Raw genomic sequence first — 20,403 nt, 5'->3', positions numbered from 1 at the left:
CACTCGAAGCACTGCCAGAGTGTGTCGAGCACAAGAGGCGGTGACGGCCGCGCCTTACAGTCGCGAGGCAAGGCGAAGGAGTCTGCACCAGTCAAAGGAAGGTGTCGTCGTTGTCATCGGATCGTAAGGATGTTCTTGCTGAGCGCCGCGCTGCGGTGCTCTCGCAGCTCGTGCTGCTGTTCGCGCAGGGTCGCGATCCCGTCGAGCTTGCGGAGGACGCCGTGCAGCTGGTTGCTCGAGCCACCGACACGAAGGCTGTATTCGTATACCTCTGGGACGAAGAAGACGAGCGCCTGGTTCTGCGAGTAGCAACTCAGGTTCCTCAGCAGACCGGCATCGACGAGATCCGGTTGCGCCTCGGCGAAGGCATCGCCGGGTGGGCGGCCATGCGCCAGGAGTCCGTCATCATCAATCGAGCGCCCGCGGAGGACCCCCGTTTCATCCCGTTTGCGCACATCGAGGAGGAGGAGTTCCATTCGGTGCTAGCGGCCCCGATTGCAGACGAGTCGAACAACCTCCGAGGCGTGTTCGCCCTGTACTCCACAGAAGAAGACGCGTTCGGCCAGGATGAGTTGGCTATCGCTGTCGAGGTCGGCCGCTTGCTTGCCACAGGACTCGCTCGCGCCGAGACCGTGAATGACCTCAATCATCAGTCAGCCATCGCGCACTTCCTGCTCGATTTTCCCACCGCGTCCCGGACCTCGTTGGTGCCGGCCTTGGAGTTCGCTGCGCAACGCGTGCTGGAACTCGTCGATGGGCAGGTGTGCGTGCTCGAATACATGAGTAGACGCGAGAACGCCGCAACGCCGATTATGTTCGCGTCCCGGACGGATGCCGGCCAACGAGTCTGGTCGACCCACTCCCGGTCCGCGGCTCAGAGCAGCATTGAACAGCACTGCGCAGGCCTTGAACACATGTCCGTCGCTCTCGGAATCGGCGCGTCTCGCGGCATTCTCACTTGCTACCGACCCGCTCGGTTTCGTTCGAGAGACGTCGAGCGCATGAGTGCGCTAGCGATGCAGCTCGGCGTCCTTCTCGAAGCCGTCGATCTGAACTCAGTAGGCTCCTCTCTGGCGACAAGGTTGCGGTTTACTCAGGACGACAGAGAGGCAGCCAACATTCTCGGAGAGCTAGGCCTGGATGGACCGGTCTGCCCCATTCTTGTCCGTGTGCACAGTGTGCAGACGGATTGGGAGACAGCCAGTCGGGCTCTGAAGGAGTCTCTCAGCGTGGCCGCCGGAAGCCGCGCGGTCGTACTCCTCCATTCCACGTGGGGATTGGTGCTCGCCGATGCCCCCGGGGGGCGCCTGGCGCCTGAGCTGAGTTCCCACGTGTTCGAGGCCACCCAACGGCTCGCTGAAGGGACTGGGCTGCGAGCATCGATTGGGGTGGGCTCAATCTCCTCGACCCCGGACGGCATTCGCCAGGCGATTGACGACGCCCGGAGCGCGCTGGAGTGGGCAGGCGTGTACGGCCAGACGTCGCCTGTGTCTTTGGCGACGCACCAGGATGTTCGCGGCATGCTTCCGTTGAGCGAGGTTGTCCGACAGTTAGCCCCCACGGTCGTGTCGCTCGTCGGCATGCTCGAGCCGTTGGTGCAGTACGACCTCAAACAGGGGACCCAGCTCGTGAATACGCTAGCTGTCCTCGCGGGCTGGGGTGGGTCGGTGCAGGAGACCGCCAAGCAGTTGCTCATTCACCGGAACACCCTGCGCCAGCGAATGCAGCGTATTGAGCATGTGCTCGGCATCGTATTGGGGTCCGGCACCGAGTGGTCTCCCCTGACGCTCGCGGCTCAGGTCGCGAGCGTCAGGGTCAGCCGTACGGTCGTGGGTCAGTAAACGTCCTTGACGTAACGACCCGCGGCCTTCAGCGCGGCCACGCGCTGCTCTCCCGCGGTCAAATCGCCTTCACCGAGGATCTCGACAAGCGCCCGATCCACGTCTGCCGCCATGCGAGTCTTATCGCCGCAGACGAAGATGTAGGCACCGTCCTCAACCCATCCGCGCAGCTCATCCGCATGATCAACCATCACGTGTTGCACGTAGAGCTTCTCCGCCTGGTCGCGGGAGAACGCCACATCGAGCCTATGGAGAACGCCTCGCTTAGCCAGATCATCGAACTCGTCCTCGTACAGCCAGTCGTACGCGCGATGCTGGTCTCCGAAGAACAACCAGTTGCGACCGGAAGCGCCCGAAGCGTCTCGATGCCGGAGGAACGCTCGGAATGGTGCGACTCCCACGCCGGGCCCGATCATGATCACCGGCTGGTCGTCTGCGGGCAGAGTGAACTCGTGCGCGGGCACGCGACGAACCTCGAACGGCGCACCGTCTTCGGCCCGCTTGCGAAGGAACTCGGTAGCTGTCCCCTGATGCTCGCCGCGTCCCAGCTCGTATTGGACGCCCGCAACGGTGATGTGCAATCTGCCATCATCGCGAAGGGGACTGGAGGAGATCGAATAGTCCCGATGCTGGAGAGGCCGAAGCTCGGCCAGAACCTCCGCCACAGGAACGTCCTCGCAACCGAGATCCGTGATGACGTCCAGAACGTCGCGACCCCACAACCATGCGTCCAGGCGCTCTCGGGACCCCGACTGGATGAGATCGATGATCTCGCTCACAGATTGGTTATCAGGCTGCAGACGCGACAGACCGACGATGAGACCCGGGTGCGGCAAACGCAGCTCGACGTCATGCGCGAGGATTTCTCGGAGCGGTCTCCCGTCGACTACCTGCTCCCCATAGGCCTCAATCCACTGGGACACCAGGCGGTCGGAGTTCTTCGGGAACACTGAGAGGGAGTCGCCGGGCGCGTATGCGAATGGCTCGTCGAACGCGAGTTCGTAGTGTGCGACATATTTCGCGGAGCCCGGCTTGGAGAGGTGCGCGGTTGCTACCACCCGAGCGGTCTGATTTCGGTCTGCGCTCGCGTGCTTGTCCTTGACGGGTTCGTCCGCATTGTCAGGCTCGCCAGCGACCGCACCGTTCCATGGCTGGGCGTCGAGCAGCTGCTGAACTGCCGGCTTCGCCCACCGCTCGGCACTGAACTCGAAGTCAATGTCGCAGTCGATGCTCTCGACGAGGCGGACTGCTCCGAGGGCTTCGAGGCGTTCGTCGATATCGTGGCCCGCCTTGCAGAAGTCCTCGTACATGGAATCCCCGATGGAGAGGACCGCGTACGGTAGCCCTTCGAACGCTCCTGAGGGCAGTTGCTGGAGCCAGTCCCAGAACTCCGCCGCGTTGTCCGGCATGTGGCCGTTGTCGTGCGTGGATGTCACGACCAGGAGTCGTTGGAGCTCTCGGTCACCGGAGTGCAGCCAGTCCTCGAGCGACGCCAGCTGGACGTTGTTGCCGGCCTTCTCTGCCTTCCCGTGGATCTGGAACGCGAGGTACTCCGCGTTTCCGGTCTGGCTTCCGAAGAGAATGGTGAGTTCCGCAGCGTCTGACGCGGCCATCTTCGTCCCCCCCTCTGCGACGCTCGACTGCATGGTCATGAGTCGGTGCTGATGAAGACCGACTTCGGCTCGGTGAAGCCGCGTACGCCCTCCATCCCCAGCTCGCGTCCGATGCCGGACTGCTTGAAGCCACCGAACGGCACCTGCACACGGATCGAGGAGTTCGAGTTCACGGATAGAGTTCCGCTTTCCACGCCCCTGGCGACGCGCAGCGCGCGACCGACGTTGCTCGTCCAGATGGAGCCACTCAGACCGTAGATGGTCTGGTTGGCGAGCTGAACCGCTTCCTCTTCGGTATCGAACGGGATGACAACGGCGACGGGGCCGAAGATCTCGTCTCGCGCCGCTCGGGTGGAGCCGTCCTGGTCGACCGCGATGTGGGGGGCCATCCAGTAGCCGGGGCCGCTCGGAGTGGATCCCTTGAACACGACGTCGAGCTTGTCGTCGAGGAAGGATTCGACGGTGGCGCGGTGTTCCTGAGAGACGAGAGGGCCCAGGTCCGTGTCCAGCTGCGACGGGTCTCCGATCCGCAAGGCGCTGGTCGCGGCGACGAACTTCTCAACGAACTCGTCCAGGACGGGACGCTGCACCAGAATGCGGCTTCGTGCGCAGCAGTCCTGTCCAGTGTTGTCGAACACCGCCCATGGGGCGGCGTTTGCAGCCTTCGCGATGTCGGCATCAGCGAAGACGACGTTCGCTGACTTGCCTCCCAGCTCAAGCGTGACCCGCTTCATGGTGTCAGCGCTCGAGCGGAGGATGGAACGTCCGACCTCCGTGGATCCGGTGAAACTGATCTTGCCCACTCTGCGGTCCTCGATGAGCGTGGAGCCCACCTCGGCACCACCTCCGGTGACGACCTGCAGGAGGTGTGGGATGGGCGACACTTCCGCAGCGAGCTCGCCGAGGCGAACGGTGGACAGCGGAGTCATGCTTGCCGGCTTGACGATGACGGCGTTGCCGGCCGCGAGGGCGGGCGCGATGCTCCAGCTGGCGATAGGCAGAGGGAAGTTCCATGGCGTGATCACTCCGACGACGCCGATTGCTTCACGGAAGGTCAGCGCCACACCCCCATCAACAGGGATGGTCTCACCAGTGAGCTTGTCGATGGTGCCGGCGTAGTAGCGGAACACGCCCGCGACGCTGTCCGCCTCGGCAAGTGCCGCCTTCATCGGCTTGCCCACATCGCGTGATTCGAGGCTGGCCAGCTCCTGACGATGGCGAGATACCGCATCAGCGAGGTCAAACAGGAACTGCTGGCGCTGTGCGATAGGAAGGCTCGCCCAGCTCTTCTGCGCGGTTACTGCTCGCTCAACTGACACGTCGACGTCGGCGCGAGTGAACGCCCGCACCTCGTCGATCTGCTCTTCGGTCGCCGGGTTCCATACGGGAATTGTCAGGTTCGTCATCGGTCCTCTTCCGCCGTATGCGGGTCGCTCGCCCGCTTCAGTTGTCCCACCTTGGCTCACGCGGGAGCCGAGCCGACGTGCAGAGAGCACGGAAACGAAAGAGGGCATGTGCGTGGTGCACATGCCCTCTCCGCTCCGAGCGGCGCGCTCTCACGCCGCTGTCAGCAGCCTCGCGATGCGCGGTTGCGCATTGACTCCGATCCATGCGCTTGTTCCGTCCGGCGCGTCATAGCGATGCAGGGTCGCGCCCCGCTCCGGATTCTCGAACTCGAGCACCGGCACAGCGTCGGGATGCAGCGAGCCGACGACCTGGACCTTGCGTCCCGCGACTTCCGTCCAGAAGTATGACGGCGGCGCAGGCTGCCTACTGACTCCGGTCAACAGTTCCGCGAGGCTTGCCCCCTGTTGCCGAGCCTCAGCCCAGCTCTCAGTACGGGTGCCTGGACCGCCCTCACGTATCCGCGTGACCGCATCACCGATACCAAAGAGGTGAGGGACAACAGTTCCTGCCTGAACGACGCGGCCATCGGCGTCGACCATCAAAGCCCCGTGCGTGAGAAGGCCGCTATCTTCCAGCCATGCGACAGCAGGCCGGGCACCGACGGCGCTGATGAGGACGTCTCCCACGAGCACGGGCCCGTCTCGCAGCTCCACCTCCCAGCCACCATCGGTGGCGCTGATGCGAGCAATGTCGGCTTCCCAGTGACATACGACACCTGCGTCCGCGAGCCAGGTAGAAGTCTCCTGGCCGAGATGACCGGCCAGCAACCGCTCCAAGGGGCCAGCGGCTCGATCCAGAAGCGCGACCTTTGACCCTCGCGCTGCGAGTGAAGAGGCGAGCTCCACGCCGATGGCGCCGGCTCCGATGACGACGGCGGACTCCCCATTCGCGGTGCGTTCACGTAGATTCCGCGCATCGGCAGCGCTGCGCAGCACGGTCGTGTCCGCCGGCTCAATGGGAAGCCGGGCGGCGCTTGCTCCTGTGGCAATCACAAGCTGGTCGAACGGCACAGCACCTACTCGGCCGTCGGGGTACTCGACCCGTACGACAGATGCGGATGTGTCGACGCTCGTGGCGCGCGCACGGACGAGCTCGGCATCCAGGTCGCTCCAGTCAACGGCGATGTCTCCGGCTTCGCCCTCCACAAGATAGTGCTTGGACAGTGGCGGCCTGTCGTACGGGGCGTCGGGATCGCAGTCGATGACCCTCACCTGCGAGCTGTTGCCGAGTTCCCTCAGCCGCTCGATGAACGCCGTGGTCGCCACCGAAGCGCCGACCACGACCAGCGACTCGCTCACGCGTCCTCCGTCTCAATGAGCTTGATGGCGCGCTCGGGGCAGTTTCGGATGGCCTTTCGCGTGTTCTCCTCCTCGAATGCGCCCTCCCGACCTTCCACGACATGCCCGTAGCCCTCATCGTCGATGAAGAAGGTTTCGGGCGCGATCATGAAGCATCGTGCGTGGCCCTGACAACGAGCCGGATCAACCCAGATCTTCGTCAAGTCACTCACCTCCCGTCAGGCGCAGCCTTAGCGGGCCGACGCCGTGCCACGGCTCGTCCTCAGCCAACTCGAACTCCGGAATGGTCGCCAAGAAGTGCTCGAGCGAGATGACCACTTCTTTACGCCCGAGGTTCGATCCCAGGCACCGGTGAATTCCGCCGCCGAAGGCGAGGTGCCGGTTGTTCTCCCGCGTGATGTCGATCTCATTCGGGTTGTCGTAGATCTCGGGGTCTCGGTTGCCGGCGCCGAACACGAGCACCACCCGCTCGCCCGCCTTGATCTCCTGGCCTCGGACGGTGGTGTCCTGCTTCGCGGTGCGCGCCATCGCCTGCACGGGCGAGAGCGTGCGCAGGAACTCTTCAGCCGCATCCATGATGCGGTCGGGCTCGCGACGCAGGAGCGCCTGTGCCTCCTTGTTGCGCGCGAGATACCACAGCGAGGAGCGGATCGCCCAAGCCGTGGTGTCCAGGCCCGCGAGGAACAGCAGATACCCGTATGAGACCAGCTCGTCATCCGTCAGCGGTCGCCCGTCGATTGTGGCGTTGAGCAGCTCGCCGGTGATGCCGTCGAGCGCCTTGCCCGCGCGGCCGTCGTCGATGAGGCGCTGCACGTAGGCGACGAGGTCGTCTCCCGCGGCTTTAGCCTTCTCAGGCGACTTCGTCCGTTCGTAGATGATGTCATCGATCCACTGGTCGAACAGTGGCCAGTCTTCTTCCGGATACCCGGCAAGGCGACTGAAGATAATCGTCGGGTAGGGACGAGCGAAGAGAGCGGACACGTCGACAACATCCCTGTCCTCAAACGCCGACTTCACCTGATCCGACAGCTCGATGGCGGTGGTGTGCATTCCCGGTTCGAGCTTGTTGATTGCCATGGGAGTGAACATCGGAAGCAGCAGCTTACGAAAGCCCGCGTGCGTGGGCGGATCGATGTCGATGGGGATGAGAGGCATATCCGTGCCGAAGGATGGCAACAGCATCGACGGACCGACAGACCACGTTTCAGGGTCCTGCTCCGCGTCGAAGATGTCTTCGCTCTTGGAGATGTACCAGAATCCGCCGTACTTGGAGCTGTGCCCGACCGGCTTCGACTCATGCATCTGTGCGTAGTCATCGAAGATCGTGTCGAGAGCCTTCCCGTGGAAGTCGAATTCCGCGAGGGTGTCGTTGTCAGACATGAGCCGGTTTCCTTTCGGTATACGCGCTCGCTCGGCGAACAAGGTCGTCGAACAGAGCATGGTTGTCTGGTGAGGTGAGGAACAGGTGCTCGGGGTGCCATTGCACCGCGATGAGGTTCGCGGACGGGTCTTCGAACGCCTCTACCACTTCACCCGCACGAGCGGTCACTGTCAGCCCCTCACCGAGACGCGCCACCGCCTGGTGGTGGTAGCTGTTCACCGCCATGCGCTCACCGACGATGCCGGCGAGGAGTGAAGTCGGCTCGATAGCGATCTCGTGATCTGCTTCGTTCGACGGCCGGGTCTGCCAGTGCCCGTCCAGGTGCTGGATAAGTGTTCCGCCGCGCAGGACGTTGATGAGCTGCAGGCCACGACAGATCGCCAGGATCGGCAGGCCTCGCTCGCGGGCGTCACGGACGAGAGCTGTCTCGAACCGGTCCCGGAACGGGCTGACACCGTAAACGGTTTCGTCAGGAGCCTGCCCGTACATCTCCGGTGACAGATCGCCCCCGCCGGTGAGGAGGAGCGCGTCGAAGCCGTCGAGCAAGTCCTCCGGGATCGTTTCCGTCGCCGGAAGGATGGCTGGCCGGCCCCCCGCAGAAACCACGGCCTCGGCGTAACTGAGAACCTGGAGCGTGGAGTCCCGCGGACCGAACGCGGATTGCTGGACGCTTCGGTCGGCGGTGACTGCGATGAGTGGGCGAGACATCAGTAGATCGTCCAACCACCGTCGACGAACAGCGTCGTTCCGGTCACCCAGCTCGACTCGTCCGAAGCCAGGAACGCTACGCCGTTGGCGACGTCCTCGGGCTTGCCGATGCGTCCCATCGGGGTGCGCTCGAGCAGCCAGTTGCGTACCTCTTCCTTTCCGAGAGCCTCCGCCGTGAACGGCGTTTCGATGAATCCCGGGGCGACGGCGTTGACTCGGATGCCGGAGGAGGCAGCCTCGACGGCCAGCGCGCGAGTGAGCTGCAGGAGGGCGCCCTTCGAGGCGTTGTAGTGGATCTGGGGGTGACCGCTGGAGGAGATGACGATGTGCGCCTCCACAGAGGTGATGTTCACGATGGAACGCGTGTGGTCGCCGTCTCCTGCTCGCAGGAGACTGTACGCCTCGCGGGACACGATGAACGGACCAGTCGAGTTCACCGCGAACACCTGATCCCATTCCGCGACGGACAGTTCCTCGAAAGTTCCGAACTTCACGATGCCGGCGTTGTTGACCAGCACGTCGAGGCGTCCGAACTTGTCCGCGACCTTTGCGAAGCCTGCCCGGACGCTGTCCTCATCGGCGACGTTCGCCTGGATGTTGATGACGTTGTCGCGCCCGCCGAACACAGCTTCGAGGGCCTCCGGGTTCAGGTCGATGGCAGCGAGCGATGCTCCCTCGTCGAGGAGCTTCTCGGCGATGGCGCGGCCGTTGCCAGATGCGGCTCCGGTGACCGCGGCGAAACGTCCTTCAAGTCGATTTCCCATATTCGTTCTCTTTCTTGGCTTGTTGTGGATCAGATGTGCTCGAGGTAGCGGGAGGTCTCCCAGTCGGTGACAGCCTTGTGGAACTGCTGCACCTCCCACTGGCGGGTCTCCGTGTAGTGGCGCACGAACTCCTCGCCGAAGTACTCCTTCGCCAGGTCGCTGTTCGCGAAGAGAGCGGTGGCTGCTTCGAGCGTGTGCGGCAGACGAAGAGCGGCGTTGCCGTCCTGTTCGTATGCGTTGCCGGTCACTGCCGCCGGCGGGGTGAGAGACTTCTCCAACCCGCTGAGTCCCGAGGCGATATTGGCGGCGAGAACCAGATAAGGGTTGGCGTCCGCTCCCGCGATGCGGTTCTCCACACGGGCGGCCGCGCCCGCGGACGGGATGCTGCGTATGGCGACCGTGCGGTTGTCGACACCCCATGTGGCGCTGGATCCTGCCCACTGCCCGCCTTCGACTCGTTTGTACGAGTTCACGGTCGGCAGGTACAGCGCGGTGAAGTCGCGGGAGCCGGCGACAAGTCCGGCGAGGTACGCGCTTCCGATGCTGCTGAGTTCACCGGGCGTCGTCGGATTCGCGAACAGGGCGTCCTCGTCCTCGGCGCTGACCAGGCTCTGGTGCACGTGGCCGGACGAGCCGGCCTGCCCGGGGTTGACCTTGGCCATGAAGGAGGCGGTCATTCCATGGGCGGCAGCAATCTCCTTGACGGTGTGCTTGAGCAGCAGGGCGCTGTCGGCCGCCTGGATGGCTTCTCCGTAGTGGATGTTGACTTCGAACTGGCCTGCGCCGTGCTCGCTGTTGCTGGCCTCGATGAACACACCCTGCTCCGCCAGTTGGTCGCGGATGAGGCCGATCACATACTCAGTGCCCGAGTCGCGATACACGCTGTACGTGTGGTTGCCGTTGGTAATCGGCTCGAGATCACGCCAGTTGCGGCGTGCGAGTTCGCGAGGAGCTCCTTCGAACAGGTAGAACTCGAATTCGTACGCGCAGATTGGCGTGTATCCGAGGGACACGGCACGGTCCACGACGCGCCGCAGGACGCCGCGAGGCGACTGCTCCAGCGGTGTGCCATCGGGGTTGTAGAGGTCGCAGATAACAGAGGCGACACCGGGCTCGCCGGGAACAAGCCGGAGGGTCGTGAGATCGGGTCGCAGATTCACGTCGGGGTAGCCGGTGTGCCAGCCCGTGAAGGTGAGGTTCGGGATGCTTGCATCCTCGATGTCCCACCCGAAGAGGATGTTGCAGATGTTCGTTCCGACTTCGTACGCGGACTCGACGAAGTACTTCGCAGACAGGCGCTTACCACGCCAGAGGCCGTCGATGTCGGGTGCACCGATCTTGATGACCTTGATCCCGTGCTCGGCGACGAACTTCTCGACGTAGCGCTTCGGATCTTCGATCAGAACCTCATTGTTCATGTGCCCTGCCTTCCAGCTTGCATTGATGGTGAGTATGAAGAGCGTGCAGCGAGGCTATCGGCGCTGCAAACGCCTCGATATGTGCGCCGCGCACATCGTTCCTAGTTTCGCGGTGCACGACGTACGGGCGCGCCTCTGTCGGCAAACGACGACGCCCGGGCGAGGGTGGAGCCTCGCCCGGGCGTCGTCATGACCGGAGCTCAGGGTCGGGCGGGAGCCTCCCCTCCGACCGTGGCGTCGAGGGCGTCGGGCAGCTCCTCCTCGTCGTAGATCTTGCCGATGCGGGCGTATTCCGCCGGCCGGCGCTTGCGAAGGTAGAGGGCGTAGACGACGCCCGCGAGCGCGATGAGCAGGACGTACAGCGGAATCAGATTTACGACCACCACATCCGCGCCGGCGAGGAACGGGATGTAGACGACAAGCAGCACCAGGACGATGGCTTGTGCGACGACACCGATAGCTGGAGCGACGAGAGTCTTCCAGGTTGCCCCGGGGCCGGAACGGCCGACACGGTTGAAGTAGAAGATCACGGCGAGCGAGACGAGCAACTGCACGAAAATAACGCCTGCGGTGCAGAAGATGGGCAACCAGCCTCCCAACTGCAGAAGCGGGTCCGCGCCGCCAAGAGCGAAAAGAAGGATAACGACGACCGCGATGGCCGCCTGAACGCCGTTAGCGACATAGGGCGACTTGTGCTTGTCGTGCGTACGTCCAAGGGCTGCTGGCAGAATGCGGTCGCGCCCCATGGAGAAGAAATACCGGGAGGCGTTGTTGTGGAACGCGAACGCACACGCGAAGAAACCGGTGATGACGAGGAAGTCCATCAGCACGCGCATGAAATGCCACGTGTACATGTCTGCGAGGACGAAGTAGTAGTCCCCGACAAGGTTCCCCGCCTGCTCCATGGTCTGGTCACCGAATCCGACGATCCCCGCGTAGGCCGCGAAGGTGTAGAACACGCCCAGCGTGATCACGGCGATGTACGTCGCTCGAGGTACGGACTGCTTCGGATCGGTAGTCTCTTCGCCGTAGATCGCCGTGGTCTCAAAGCCGATCCACGACCAGAACGCGAAGAAGAAGCCGATACCGATAGCTGGTGCGGCCAGCCATCCTGCCGGGTTGAACGCCTCGGGCATCTGCCCCTGGGCTCCGCCCTGAACGATGACTGCGGTCGCGACGAAGAAGACAACGAGCACTTCAAGACCGAGCGCGACACCGAGGATCTTGCCGGTGAGCGTGACCTTGAAGTACGAGATCACGAACATGAGGATGACGCCTGCAACGCTGCACACCCACCACGGCACAGCCCACCCGAAGTAGTTCTCCAGCATCGCTGAGGTGAAGTATCCGAATCCGCCGCTGATAGCGGGGACGATCATGCTGTAGGCGAGCATGACCGTCCACCCTGCACCCAACCCAATCGGTCGGCCCAGGCCCTGCGTCGTGTAGTTGTAGAACGCCCCCGCCGCCGTAATTCGCTTTGCCATCTGGGCAAATCCCACTGCAAATACGAGCAAGATCAGAGTTGCTGCGACATACGTCAGCGCCGTCGCCATCCCGGCGCCGTTCGCGAAGGAGATCGGGATGTAGGTGGAAACCACCACCAGTGGGGCCGCCGCCGCGGTGACCATCAAGACGATGGTGAAGAACCGGATCGAGCCTTTCAGAAGGTCGGTTGAGACTTCCGCGGTCGCCCGCCGGGTGGAATTTGTCGCCATTCGGGTATGCCTCTCAGTGCATGTTGCCTGATAAGTGGATACTCCCGTTCAAGAGACCTGAACGCCGTGAACGCCGTCGTTCACTCAATCGGGATGTGCGGAAAGCTACTGAAGCTTGAGTCCGCACAGAGTGTCACCTAGGCCCATGTCGCGGCCTTCGTATGTGCGCGCCGCCTATGGATCGACCCGAGGATTGATGGGCAGAGAGTCGTCATCCTTTGCTCGGGTGCGAACGATGTTGGCGAAGCGCTCGGCGAGGGCCTTCGACCCTTCCTTCACCGCGGAGTCGGACGACTTGAACTCCTCTGTCTGGATGTCGTAGGCCGAATGGTGTTCCTCTGGGATCAACGGTCGCCAGCTCTCGAAGCGCGCGGGCGAGATCTCCGGATGGAACTGCACTCCCCATGCGGAGGCAAGACGGAACACCTGATGACGGTACTTCTCCCCCGTACCCAGCAGCACCGCGTCTTCGGGCAAGCTCACGATGCCATCGAAGTGCATCGCGCCGGCGAGTAGCGGTCGGGGCAACCCGTAAACGAGCGGATCGTCCTCGGCCTCCGGTGCCCAATCCACAGCGACGACGCCGCTCTCGAGACCGGCGTCACCGCGGAGAACAGTTCCGCCTGTCGCATCAGCGAGTAGTTGCGCTCCGAGACAGATCCCCAGCGTGGGTAGTTCCGTCGCCACCGCTTCGCGCAGCCGCTCCTTGATTCGTTCCAACCACGGGAAGTCAGCCACATCCGTTGCGCCCATGCTGCCGCCAAGGACAACGAGCCCATTTACGTCGTTGAGGACGGGGATCTCATCTCCGTCGAAGGGCCGGACCACAGTGACATCCACCCCCTCTTCTGCGATCCACACTCCGAGACGCTCCAGATCATCCTTCGCATCAGGCTGGATGACAAGCAGCGTGGGACGGCGGGGGGCAGAGCTGTCTGGCATGAATGCTCCTTCAAGCGCATGGATAAGGCCAGCACACACTCCATCACAAACCACCTAGTCGGACATGTGCACGACGCACACCGGCGGGATGAACACGGTGCTGCGCGCACCGCATGAGTTCAGAGCCCGAGCGTGAGTATTCCGTGGAAGCCCATCGAAGCGCTCTAAGGAGGACGTCGCAATGGCCCGACTGCCGATCCGAGCCGCGGTGCTGCTCACCCCGGGTGCACCGCTTGACCACCGTACGTTGCTCCTCGATGAGCCGCTCCACGGCGAGGTGTTGGTGCGCACGGGTGCCATCGGACTGTGCCACAGCGACCTTCACTACGCCGACGGCACCCTTCCCATGGATGTACCAGCTGTGCTCGGTCACGAGGTTGCCGGCGTCGTCGAAAGTGTCGGTCCAGGCGTGCATCGAGTGAAGGTCGGAGACCGCGTCGTCGCCACAGTCACCCCAAGCTGTGGTGCGTGCCCGAAGTGCGTAGCCGGCCACGCTACGCTCTGTGAGCGCACCTCGGAGCGTCGCCAACGGGACCGGCCCAAGCTGGAAACCGAAGATGGCGCGCCTGTGTTCATGTTGGGCGGGATGGGGACGTTCGCTGAAGCGTTCGTGCTCGATGAAGCTTCCCTCGCGGTGCTACCAGACACTGTCGGTCTCGATGTCGCCTGTCTCCTCGGTTGTTGCATCAGCACGGGCGTCGGCGCCGTCACTCACGGCGCACGGGTGAGCCCCGACGACACCGTCGCCGTCATCGGATGCGGCGGTGTCGGCATGGCTGCAATCCAAGCCGCTCGGATGTCCGGAGCACGGCGGGTCATCGCCATCGACCTACACCCCGAAAAGCTGTTGCTCGCCTCCGAGATCGGGGCAACGGATGTCGTGGTGTCCGGACCGTCACCAGAGGTCATGGACGCTGTGCGGGAGATCGTCCCGGATGGCGTGACACGTTCGTTCGAAGCGGTGGGGCGACCCGAGACTGCCGAGCTTGCCTTCGACCTGCTCGCCCCGGGCGGCATCGCCACGATTCTCGGACTCATGCCAGCCGGCAAGCGCATCAGCATCGATGCCGGTGCCCTCATCGAAGGCGACCGCCGCATCCAGGGCGCTTACATGGGTGCCAACCAGTTCCTCGCCGACGTGCCGATGCTCGTCGAGCAATACGAGCGAGGCGCCCTTGACCTACGCGCGATGGTGACCTCCGTCATTCCGTTCTCCGATATCAACGCGGGACTGAACGCGATGCGCTCCCCAGAGACGATCCGCACGGTGGTGTCGTTCGAATGAGAGGAAACGATGTGACGGTGTCAGTACCGGTTGTCGAGACACAATCTTGGATCGATGGTCGCTGGGTGGTACCGGACCGCACAATCGGATCGCTCCACGATCCCAACACCGGTGAACGGCGTGGCCCTCAGCTCGAGAACTCCCTAGAATCCGTGACGACCGCCATCACCGCGGCGGAACGTCTTTTCACCACTCAAACTCTTGACGACCTCGGTCCCGCATCCCGTGCCGCAGCCCTTGGGGAGTGGGCAATGCTTCTGGATGAAGCTGCCGAGGACATCGCACTGCAGGACTCGATGTCCACGGGCAATCCTCTCTCCACGACTCGGATGCTGGCGGGCTCGCTGGGGGCACGGGTGCGGTCCTTGGCGGCAGAGGTGCTCAACCTCGGAGACGGCAAGGACCTGTCTGCATCCGGCCGCACCGTTCGTCTGCTGAACCGTTCCCTGGGGCCGACCCTGATCCTCGCGCCGTGGAACGCGCCGACTTTTGTCGCTGTCTCCAAACTTGCCGCGGCCTTCGGCGCGGGCTCCCCGTCGATACTCAAGCCTTCCGAATGGACACCGGGGGGAGCGCAGATCGCGTTCGGGCTGTTCGTTCAGGTACTCGAGGCTCAAGCCCTTCCCGCCGCGTCCCTGCAGCTCGTTCACGGCGGCGCAAAGGTGGGCAGCGCCCTTACTTCGGATCCCCGGATTCGGGTCATCACCTTTACAGGAGGTCTCGCTGCAGGCCGCGCCGTCGCCCGCGCGGCAGCAGAATCCCTCGCGAGCGTCCAGCTTGAGCTCGGATCCAACAACCCCGCTGTCGTCCTTGGTGACGCCGATGTGGAGAGAACCGCGGCCGATCTTGTTGCGGGCATGACGCGTCTGAACGGGCAGTGGTGCGAGGCACCCGGCAAGGTTCTTGTGTCGAAGTCCTTGCATGACGCGCTCACAGAAGCGCTCATCGCCGAAGCTGAGCGCGTGCGGATCCGGGATTCATTCGACCCCGATTGCGACCTCGGGCCTCTTGCCTACGAAGCACATCGAGACCGCCTCGAGGCCTCCATCGCTGCACTAGAGGCTCGAGGGGCACGTGTGCGCCGCGCGGGAACGAGGCCGATTGCCGATGGCTGGTTCTTCAGCCCTGCCGTGATCACAGGCCTTCCTGCGGCCGCGGCATCGGAGGAACTGTTCGGCCCGGCAGTCACTGTGCATGCCTATGACGGCGTGGCCGATGCCATCTCCGACGCAAACGCTGCGGGCGGCGGGCTGGATGCCTTCGTGTTCGGCGCAGATGAGGACGAAGCAATTCAGGTAGGAGCTCGTCTTCTCGCCGGAGAGGTCAGGGTGAACGGCACCAAGATGGCTGATTTGGCGGGGGAATCACAGCAGACCTTCTGGGGCATGTCCGGGGTGGGTGGTCATGGCCCCGCGCAAGGCGTCGCGTTCTATCAGGGGCGACGTGTCGTTGGTGTCGACGACCCCTCGCTGCCCATTTAGACCCTCTGTTCACATCATCAGCAAGAGAAAGCAGAATCACATGATTATTGGTGTTCCCGCGGAAGTGAAGAACAATGAGAACCGTGTCGCGGCGACCCCTGCCGGCGTCGCTGAACTCGCGGCGCATGGGCACCGCGTCCTCATCCAAGCAGGAGCTGGGGTCGGCAGCGCATTCTCCGACGACGAGTACGTGGACGCCGGCGCTGAGCTCCGCCCTGTCGCGGAATCAGTCTGGGCAGAAGCGGACATGATCCTGAAGGTCAAGGAGCCGGTCCATAGTGAGTACTCGCTCATGCGCAAGGATCAGATCCTCTTCACGTACCTGCACCTCGCTGCGGACGCCCCGCTCACGCAGGCCTTGCTGGACAGCGGCACGACTGCCATCGCCTACGAGACGGTGCAGCTTCCGGATCGCAGCCTTCCGCTGCTCTCGCCGATGTCGGAGGTCGCGGGGAGGCTCTCCGCCCAGGTGGGCGCGAACCAACTCATGCGGTCTCAGGGTGGTCGCGGACTTCTCCTCGGCGGCGTCCCGGGAACTCCTAAGGGCAAGGTCGTCATCATCGGCGGCGGCGTAGCTGGCGAGCACGCGGCTACGATGGCGCTAGGGCTCGGGGCGGAAGTTGCTCTGCTCGACGTAAACCTTCCGCGGCTGCGCGCGCTCGAGGCACGCTTCGACGGGCGGGTCACAACCCTGCGTTCAAGCCCTTACACCATCGCTGCAGCGGTAGAAGACGCCGACCTCGTCATCGGCTCCGTCCTCATCCCTGGCGCCAGTGCTCCGAAGCTCGTCACCGACGAGATGGTGGCGCGCATGCGCCCAGGCTCCGTCCTCGTGGACATCGCCATCGACCAGGGCGGATGCTTCGAAGGCTCCCGCCCGACCACCCACGATGACCCCACCTTCCCTGTTCATGACGCTATCTACTACTGCGTAGCGAACATGCCGGGTGCCGTCCCGCGTACGTCTACGATCTCTCTGACCAACGCAACCCTGCCCTATGCTCTGGCCATCGCCGACAAGGGATGGCGGGCGGCGTTGGCTGCCGACGCATCCCTCGCTCGCGGGCTCAGCACCCACGAGGGTGTGCTGACGAACGCGGCAGTCGGCGAAGCGCTCGGTATTGAAAGCGCCGCTGTCGAACGGGTCCTCGCGGCCTGACCACTGCTGTTGCGGGGGCATGAAGCCCCCGCAACACTGACTAAGGAGGTAGCCATGAACACACCGCGATTCGACGGCCGAGCCGACCTGGGCTTCGCTTGGAGTGTCAAGGACTCCTTTCTTCAATACATCCGCAGCATGCCGGACGGCTCCATCCGCTGGGGCGACGGCGCATCAGTCACCCGCGATGGCCAGTTCTACTTCCCGCTGACATCGGTCCGCCAGACGCCGGCAGGCTTGGACTTGCAGTTTGGCGGCGAGGTTCGGTTCGTCGCTCACCGCGGACTACTCGCAGTCACCCTCACCAACCCTCTCATTCGCATTGTGGGCACCAGCGGGGTACTCATCAACGGTAGTGACGGTGCCCGGGACGACCTGTGTCAAATCGACCTGACTGCTCAGACTCACGATGACGACGTCCTCATGTGGCTGGACGCTCATGTGGCGCTGACCGCAGCCGGTTCCGACCTCTTCGCGGGAACGTACAAGATCGATGAAGTCATGGCTCCTATGACGATCCGGGTTCCCCTCGCGCAGGACGTGAGCGTTTCCGCCGACATACTCACCTCGGCAGACGTGTAATCTTCCCGGGCCGACAATCCACGATCCGTCGGCCCGGGACCTAGAGGTGCAACCTGCACCGCTGAGTGAAAGGGAGGAGGAGGCTGCACCTCCTCCTCCTGACTCCATCCGTTTCGAGCCGGCTCACCCTGGACGGATCATGTTCCCGCTCGACCAACGATGGCCGCGGTGTCTTACGCCTTGCGCGCGTCGAGGAGACTCTGTCGCGCTTGTCTCGCCTAGGGAACTCCTCGTGCACGTTTTCAAGCCACACGCGCTGCACGTTCGGCGAGCGTCCAGCTGTGCATCGCTGGCCAACATCACGCTGCGCGCCACTTCGACCTCGACCGACTCCTAGGTCGTCGCACGAGTCCGGATGCTCGTCCTGATGTCATCAGTCTGCACATTCACAGCGTTCAGGTTCTGGCGCATCTGGGTGAATACCGGAGCCTGCCCTTTCGGATCCGCGATGGTGAGGATCGCCGCATAAGGGATCCCCTCCACAGGCAGATGCTCGTCAGCTCGCTCCAGGTAGTCGACCTGAAAGCGCCACTCCGCAGACGGACCGCTGCCAGTCATCTTCGGCGTTTCGAACGACTTCACCAGTTGCCACTTCATCGACTCAACCAGGAGTTCGTGCTCGCTCTTGTGTTCCTTATCGGGAGTCGGCGCAGCGTTCACGCGCTTGAGACGCGTGGCGAACTTGCCGTTCTTCTTCCTCTGCTTCAGGTGCGCATCGATGTTCGCGCGCACTCGTTCGTCGCCGTGTTGATACGCCACTGGCGGGCGCGCAACGAGCGTCACCCGCGCTTGCCCGCGGCACTTTCCATCGTCCACCAGCGCATCGGGCCAGCGAAACTCGAACCAGTTGTCCTCCCGAGGGCGGATGACGCTGCTGACGACCAGCGTGATCTCCGAGTCATCTCGCTGCAACATCTTCTCGGCCGTGATTGGCATGCCGAACCCAATCAGATTCTGCGCGGCGGGACGCAACATCTTGTGCGAATAGAGCAACGGCGTGTTCGCGAAATGGACCATCAGTGCCAGGAGTACCTCTCGGCTGACTTCACCATCGATAAGCGAGTCCAAGTCGGCGAGGCGTCGAGCGACCAGCGGCGCCGCGTAGCTGGTGCCACAGCCAGTGACCAGTGCGCCGTCACCGTTGACCGACAGGATTCCGCGGCTCCCATCCGCCAACGGGCTGCCTGAGCCACCGATATGAGCAAAGTCAGGCTTCGTTGCTCCTCGAAGTCCGGGACCGCGGCGGCTGTACCGGGCCAGGGCAAGCGGCACTTGGCCAGGCATTCTCGGAGGATTCACCGCGCTCACCGACACGTTACGCAGGCTCTCCCCCGGTTCGGCCAGGAACCCGACCGTGTCAGCGGTAAGAGCGGCCAGCGCATTCGTGGGCGTCGAGTGCCACTCTGGCCGAGTGTCTGCCGGATCAAGATTCCCTGCAGAGATGACGAAAATGACATCGTGCTTGACTGCAATCTCGTCAAGCCGTTCAGCCGACCACCCGTACGTCTGCGACGTCCGAGGCGCCCGCACATTGATGCTCAGGTTGAACACTCGAACGCCATACTCTCGGCGGTACTCCGCCACGGCCTGTTCGATCTCGTCGAAGAACTCGGTGAACCCTCCGGGGTAGTAGCCGTTGAACGGACGCCCCGTGCCTCCCGGGTCGGCCGGCAGGACATCAATGTCGTAGACGACACAGCCATGCTTCTGTTCCCCCGGGAAGGCAGGGTTCATTCGCTTCTCGGCGATGAGAAGCCCTGAGATGAACGTGCCATGGTCGGTGTCCCGGTCGTCGTCCCTCAGCTGTCCCCACCGTGCCCCAATCCAGTCATCAAGGTGCGCACCGACTCCTCCGTCGATGACTCCAACTTTCGCCACAGGTACTTCGTCGGAGTTCTCGAAGTACTGCTCCGGCGCCGGCCCGCCAAGGACCGCGCTCGACCCTCGTTCTGCAGAGACGATTGGCGGCAGTGCAATGGACCGAACGAGCGGATTTGATCCCAACGCCCGCAGGATGTCCTCGTGGGCTTCAGGAAGGGTGAGAGCCGAGGCCCCCGCCGGTTCGATGGCGCGGGGTGAGAGTGCGACCGTCAAGGAGAGAGCGCCACCGCTGCCGCGTGCCCCCGCCAGCGGATGTACGTCGAGCTTCTCGTGGCTGAGGGCCACCTCCAACGCGGCGAGGGCTTTGCTGGCGCCGGTGACCACGCCCGCGACGTCGGCAGCCGACACGATGGGGAAACAGGTAACGATGTAGCCGCTGCCCGCACCGGCTCGCTGCATCCAGGTGGCCGCGTCCGCGGCACTGAAATCGCGGCGATCCGCCTCGGACCACAACGTGATAGATGCGATAGCAGACACCTCGCATCGCTGTCTCGTTGGCGTGAGCCTCGCCTTCCCGGTTTCCTCATCGACCTTGCGCGCCACTTCAGTTTCCGCTGAATCCATCGCCGCGATGACCTTGTCGAGGGCAGCCGGCGTCACAGCAAAAATCGGCTCGCCAACTCCGTCCGTTCCCACTTGCGGAGCCCACCGGTCCTGGAAGAGCTTCGTCTGCGGACGGTGCGTCTTCGCGATAGCGGTGCGCTTCATGGTCACCTTCACGTGGCCGAGACCATCGAAGCTCGCCTGCGCGAGAGAATCCCGAATCGCCCTCACCGCGGCAACCAGGGACTCGCGATGCGCGGCAAAGCCGCCATCGTCGTTCTCGAAGAAGTCCGTGCCGTTATCCCCCGGTCGGCCTCGCTTACGGTCGCCGCGGAGACGCTCGTTGTTGAGCACAAGCTGTACAGGCGCATTGGGCATACTT

16 protein-coding genes are annotated in these 20,403 nt (G+C 63.6%); 5 read left to right on the top strand and 11 right to left on the bottom strand.

The window, feature by feature from the left end; translation table 11 throughout:
* Positions 1-110 precede the first annotated feature (110 nt).
* Positions 111-1,841 (top strand): GAF domain-containing protein, encoded by a 1,731-nt coding sequence (locus tag HWD99_RS01725; protein ID WP_241794510.1) that lies wholly within the window; start codon positions 111-113, stop codon positions 1,839-1,841.
* Here the strand turns inward: HWD99_RS01725 and HWD99_RS01720 are convergent.
* The 10 genes from HWD99_RS01720 to HWD99_RS01675 form a co-directional block, all read right to left on the bottom strand.
* The gene (locus HWD99_RS01720) at positions 1,835-3,493 is read right to left on the bottom strand and encodes a sulfite reductase flavoprotein subunit alpha (protein ID WP_241794509.1); all 1,659 of its coding nucleotides are present in this window, start codon (positions 3,491-3,493) and stop codon (positions 1,835-1,837) included. The two genes, HWD99_RS01725 and HWD99_RS01720, sit on opposite strands and share 7 nt — an antisense overlap.
* On the bottom strand, positions 3,490-4,860 hold the full coding sequence (locus HWD99_RS01715) for an aldehyde dehydrogenase (protein WP_241794508.1): 1,371 nt from the start codon (positions 4,858-4,860) through the stop codon (positions 3,490-3,492). The genes HWD99_RS01720 and HWD99_RS01715 overlap by 4 nt, the downstream gene beginning before the upstream one ends.
* A 150-nt stretch (positions 4,861-5,010) precedes the next feature.
* Complete coding sequence (locus tag HWD99_RS01710) at positions 5,011-6,159, bottom strand: NAD(P)/FAD-dependent oxidoreductase (RefSeq protein WP_241794507.1); 1,149 nt, start codon at positions 6,157-6,159, stop codon at positions 5,011-5,013.
* Positions 6,156-6,362 carry a ferredoxin gene (locus tag HWD99_RS01705; RefSeq protein WP_241794506.1) on the bottom strand — a complete coding sequence of 69 codons (207 nt, stop codon included), beginning with the start codon at positions 6,360-6,362 and terminating at the stop codon, positions 6,156-6,158. Before HWD99_RS01705 ends, HWD99_RS01710 begins: the two co-directional genes overlap by 4 nt.
* 1 nt (position 6,363) lies before the next feature.
* The gene (locus tag HWD99_RS01700) at positions 6,364-7,539 is read right to left on the bottom strand and encodes a cytochrome P450 (protein WP_241794505.1); all 1,176 of its coding nucleotides are present in this window, start codon (positions 7,537-7,539) and stop codon (positions 6,364-6,366) included.
* Positions 7,532-8,248: a gamma-glutamyl-gamma-aminobutyrate hydrolase family protein gene (locus HWD99_RS01695; protein ID WP_241794504.1), complete on the bottom strand. Its 717-nt coding sequence runs from the start codon at positions 8,246-8,248 to the stop codon at positions 7,532-7,534. Before HWD99_RS01695 ends, HWD99_RS01700 begins: the two co-directional genes overlap by 8 nt.
* Positions 8,248-9,012 (bottom strand): SDR family NAD(P)-dependent oxidoreductase, encoded by a 765-nt coding sequence (locus HWD99_RS01690; protein WP_241794503.1) that lies wholly within the window; start codon positions 9,010-9,012, stop codon positions 8,248-8,250. The genes HWD99_RS01695 and HWD99_RS01690 overlap by 1 nt, the downstream gene beginning before the upstream one ends.
* Before the next feature lie 29 nt (positions 9,013-9,041).
* On the bottom strand, positions 9,042-10,430 hold the full coding sequence (locus HWD99_RS01685) for a glutamine synthetase family protein (RefSeq protein WP_241794502.1): 1,389 nt from the start codon (positions 10,428-10,430) through the stop codon (positions 9,042-9,044).
* Positions 10,431-10,630: 200 nt separating this feature from the next.
* On the bottom strand, positions 10,631-12,148 hold the full coding sequence (locus tag HWD99_RS01680; protein WP_241794501.1) for an APC family permease: 1,518 nt from the start codon (positions 12,146-12,148) through the stop codon (positions 10,631-10,633).
* A 174-nt stretch (positions 12,149-12,322) separates the two neighbouring features.
* Positions 12,323-13,090 (bottom strand): type 1 glutamine amidotransferase, encoded by a 768-nt coding sequence (locus tag HWD99_RS01675; protein WP_241794500.1) that lies wholly within the window; start codon positions 13,088-13,090, stop codon positions 12,323-12,325.
* Between the two features lie 181 nt (positions 13,091-13,271).
* Here HWD99_RS01675 and HWD99_RS01670 point away from each other — a divergent pair, with 181 nt between their 5' ends.
* Genes HWD99_RS01670 through HWD99_RS01655 form a run of 4 tightly spaced genes read left to right on the top strand, consistent with a single transcriptional unit; the run spans position 13,272 to position 17,597 of the window.
* On the top strand, positions 13,272-14,375 hold the full coding sequence (locus HWD99_RS01670) for a Zn-dependent alcohol dehydrogenase (RefSeq protein WP_241794499.1): 1,104 nt from the start codon (positions 13,272-13,274) through the stop codon (positions 14,373-14,375).
* Positions 14,372-15,856, top strand: coding sequence for an aldehyde dehydrogenase (locus tag HWD99_RS01665; protein WP_274617896.1), 1,485 nt, complete (start codon positions 14,372-14,374; stop codon positions 15,854-15,856). Before HWD99_RS01670 ends, HWD99_RS01665 begins: the two co-directional genes overlap by 4 nt.
* Positions 15,857-15,896: 40 nt before the next feature.
* Complete coding sequence (gene ald, locus HWD99_RS01660) at positions 15,897-17,015, top strand: alanine dehydrogenase (RefSeq protein ID WP_241794497.1); 1,119 nt, start codon at positions 15,897-15,899, stop codon at positions 17,013-17,015.
* A 54-nt stretch (positions 17,016-17,069) separates the two neighbouring features.
* Positions 17,070-17,597 (top strand): HtaA domain-containing protein, encoded by a 528-nt coding sequence (locus tag HWD99_RS01655; protein WP_241794496.1) that lies wholly within the window; start codon positions 17,070-17,072, stop codon positions 17,595-17,597.
* Positions 17,598-17,930: 333 nt separating this feature from the next.
* Here the strand turns inward: HWD99_RS01655 and HWD99_RS01650 are convergent, their stop codons facing one another.
* A complete protein-coding gene (locus HWD99_RS01650) occupies positions 17,931-20,399 on the bottom strand; it encodes a S8 family peptidase (protein WP_241794495.1) in 2,469 nt (822 codons plus the stop codon).
* Positions 20,400-20,403: the final 4 nt, after the last annotated feature.

The organism is Microbacterium sp. C5A9, from assembly GCF_022627955.1.
In the GTDB taxonomy this organism is placed as follows: Bacteria; Actinomycetota; Actinomycetes; order Actinomycetales; family Microbacteriaceae; genus Microbacterium.
The sequence above is the reverse complement of the archived record's forward strand: the minus strand, read 5'-3'. Positions and strand labels throughout refer to the sequence as shown.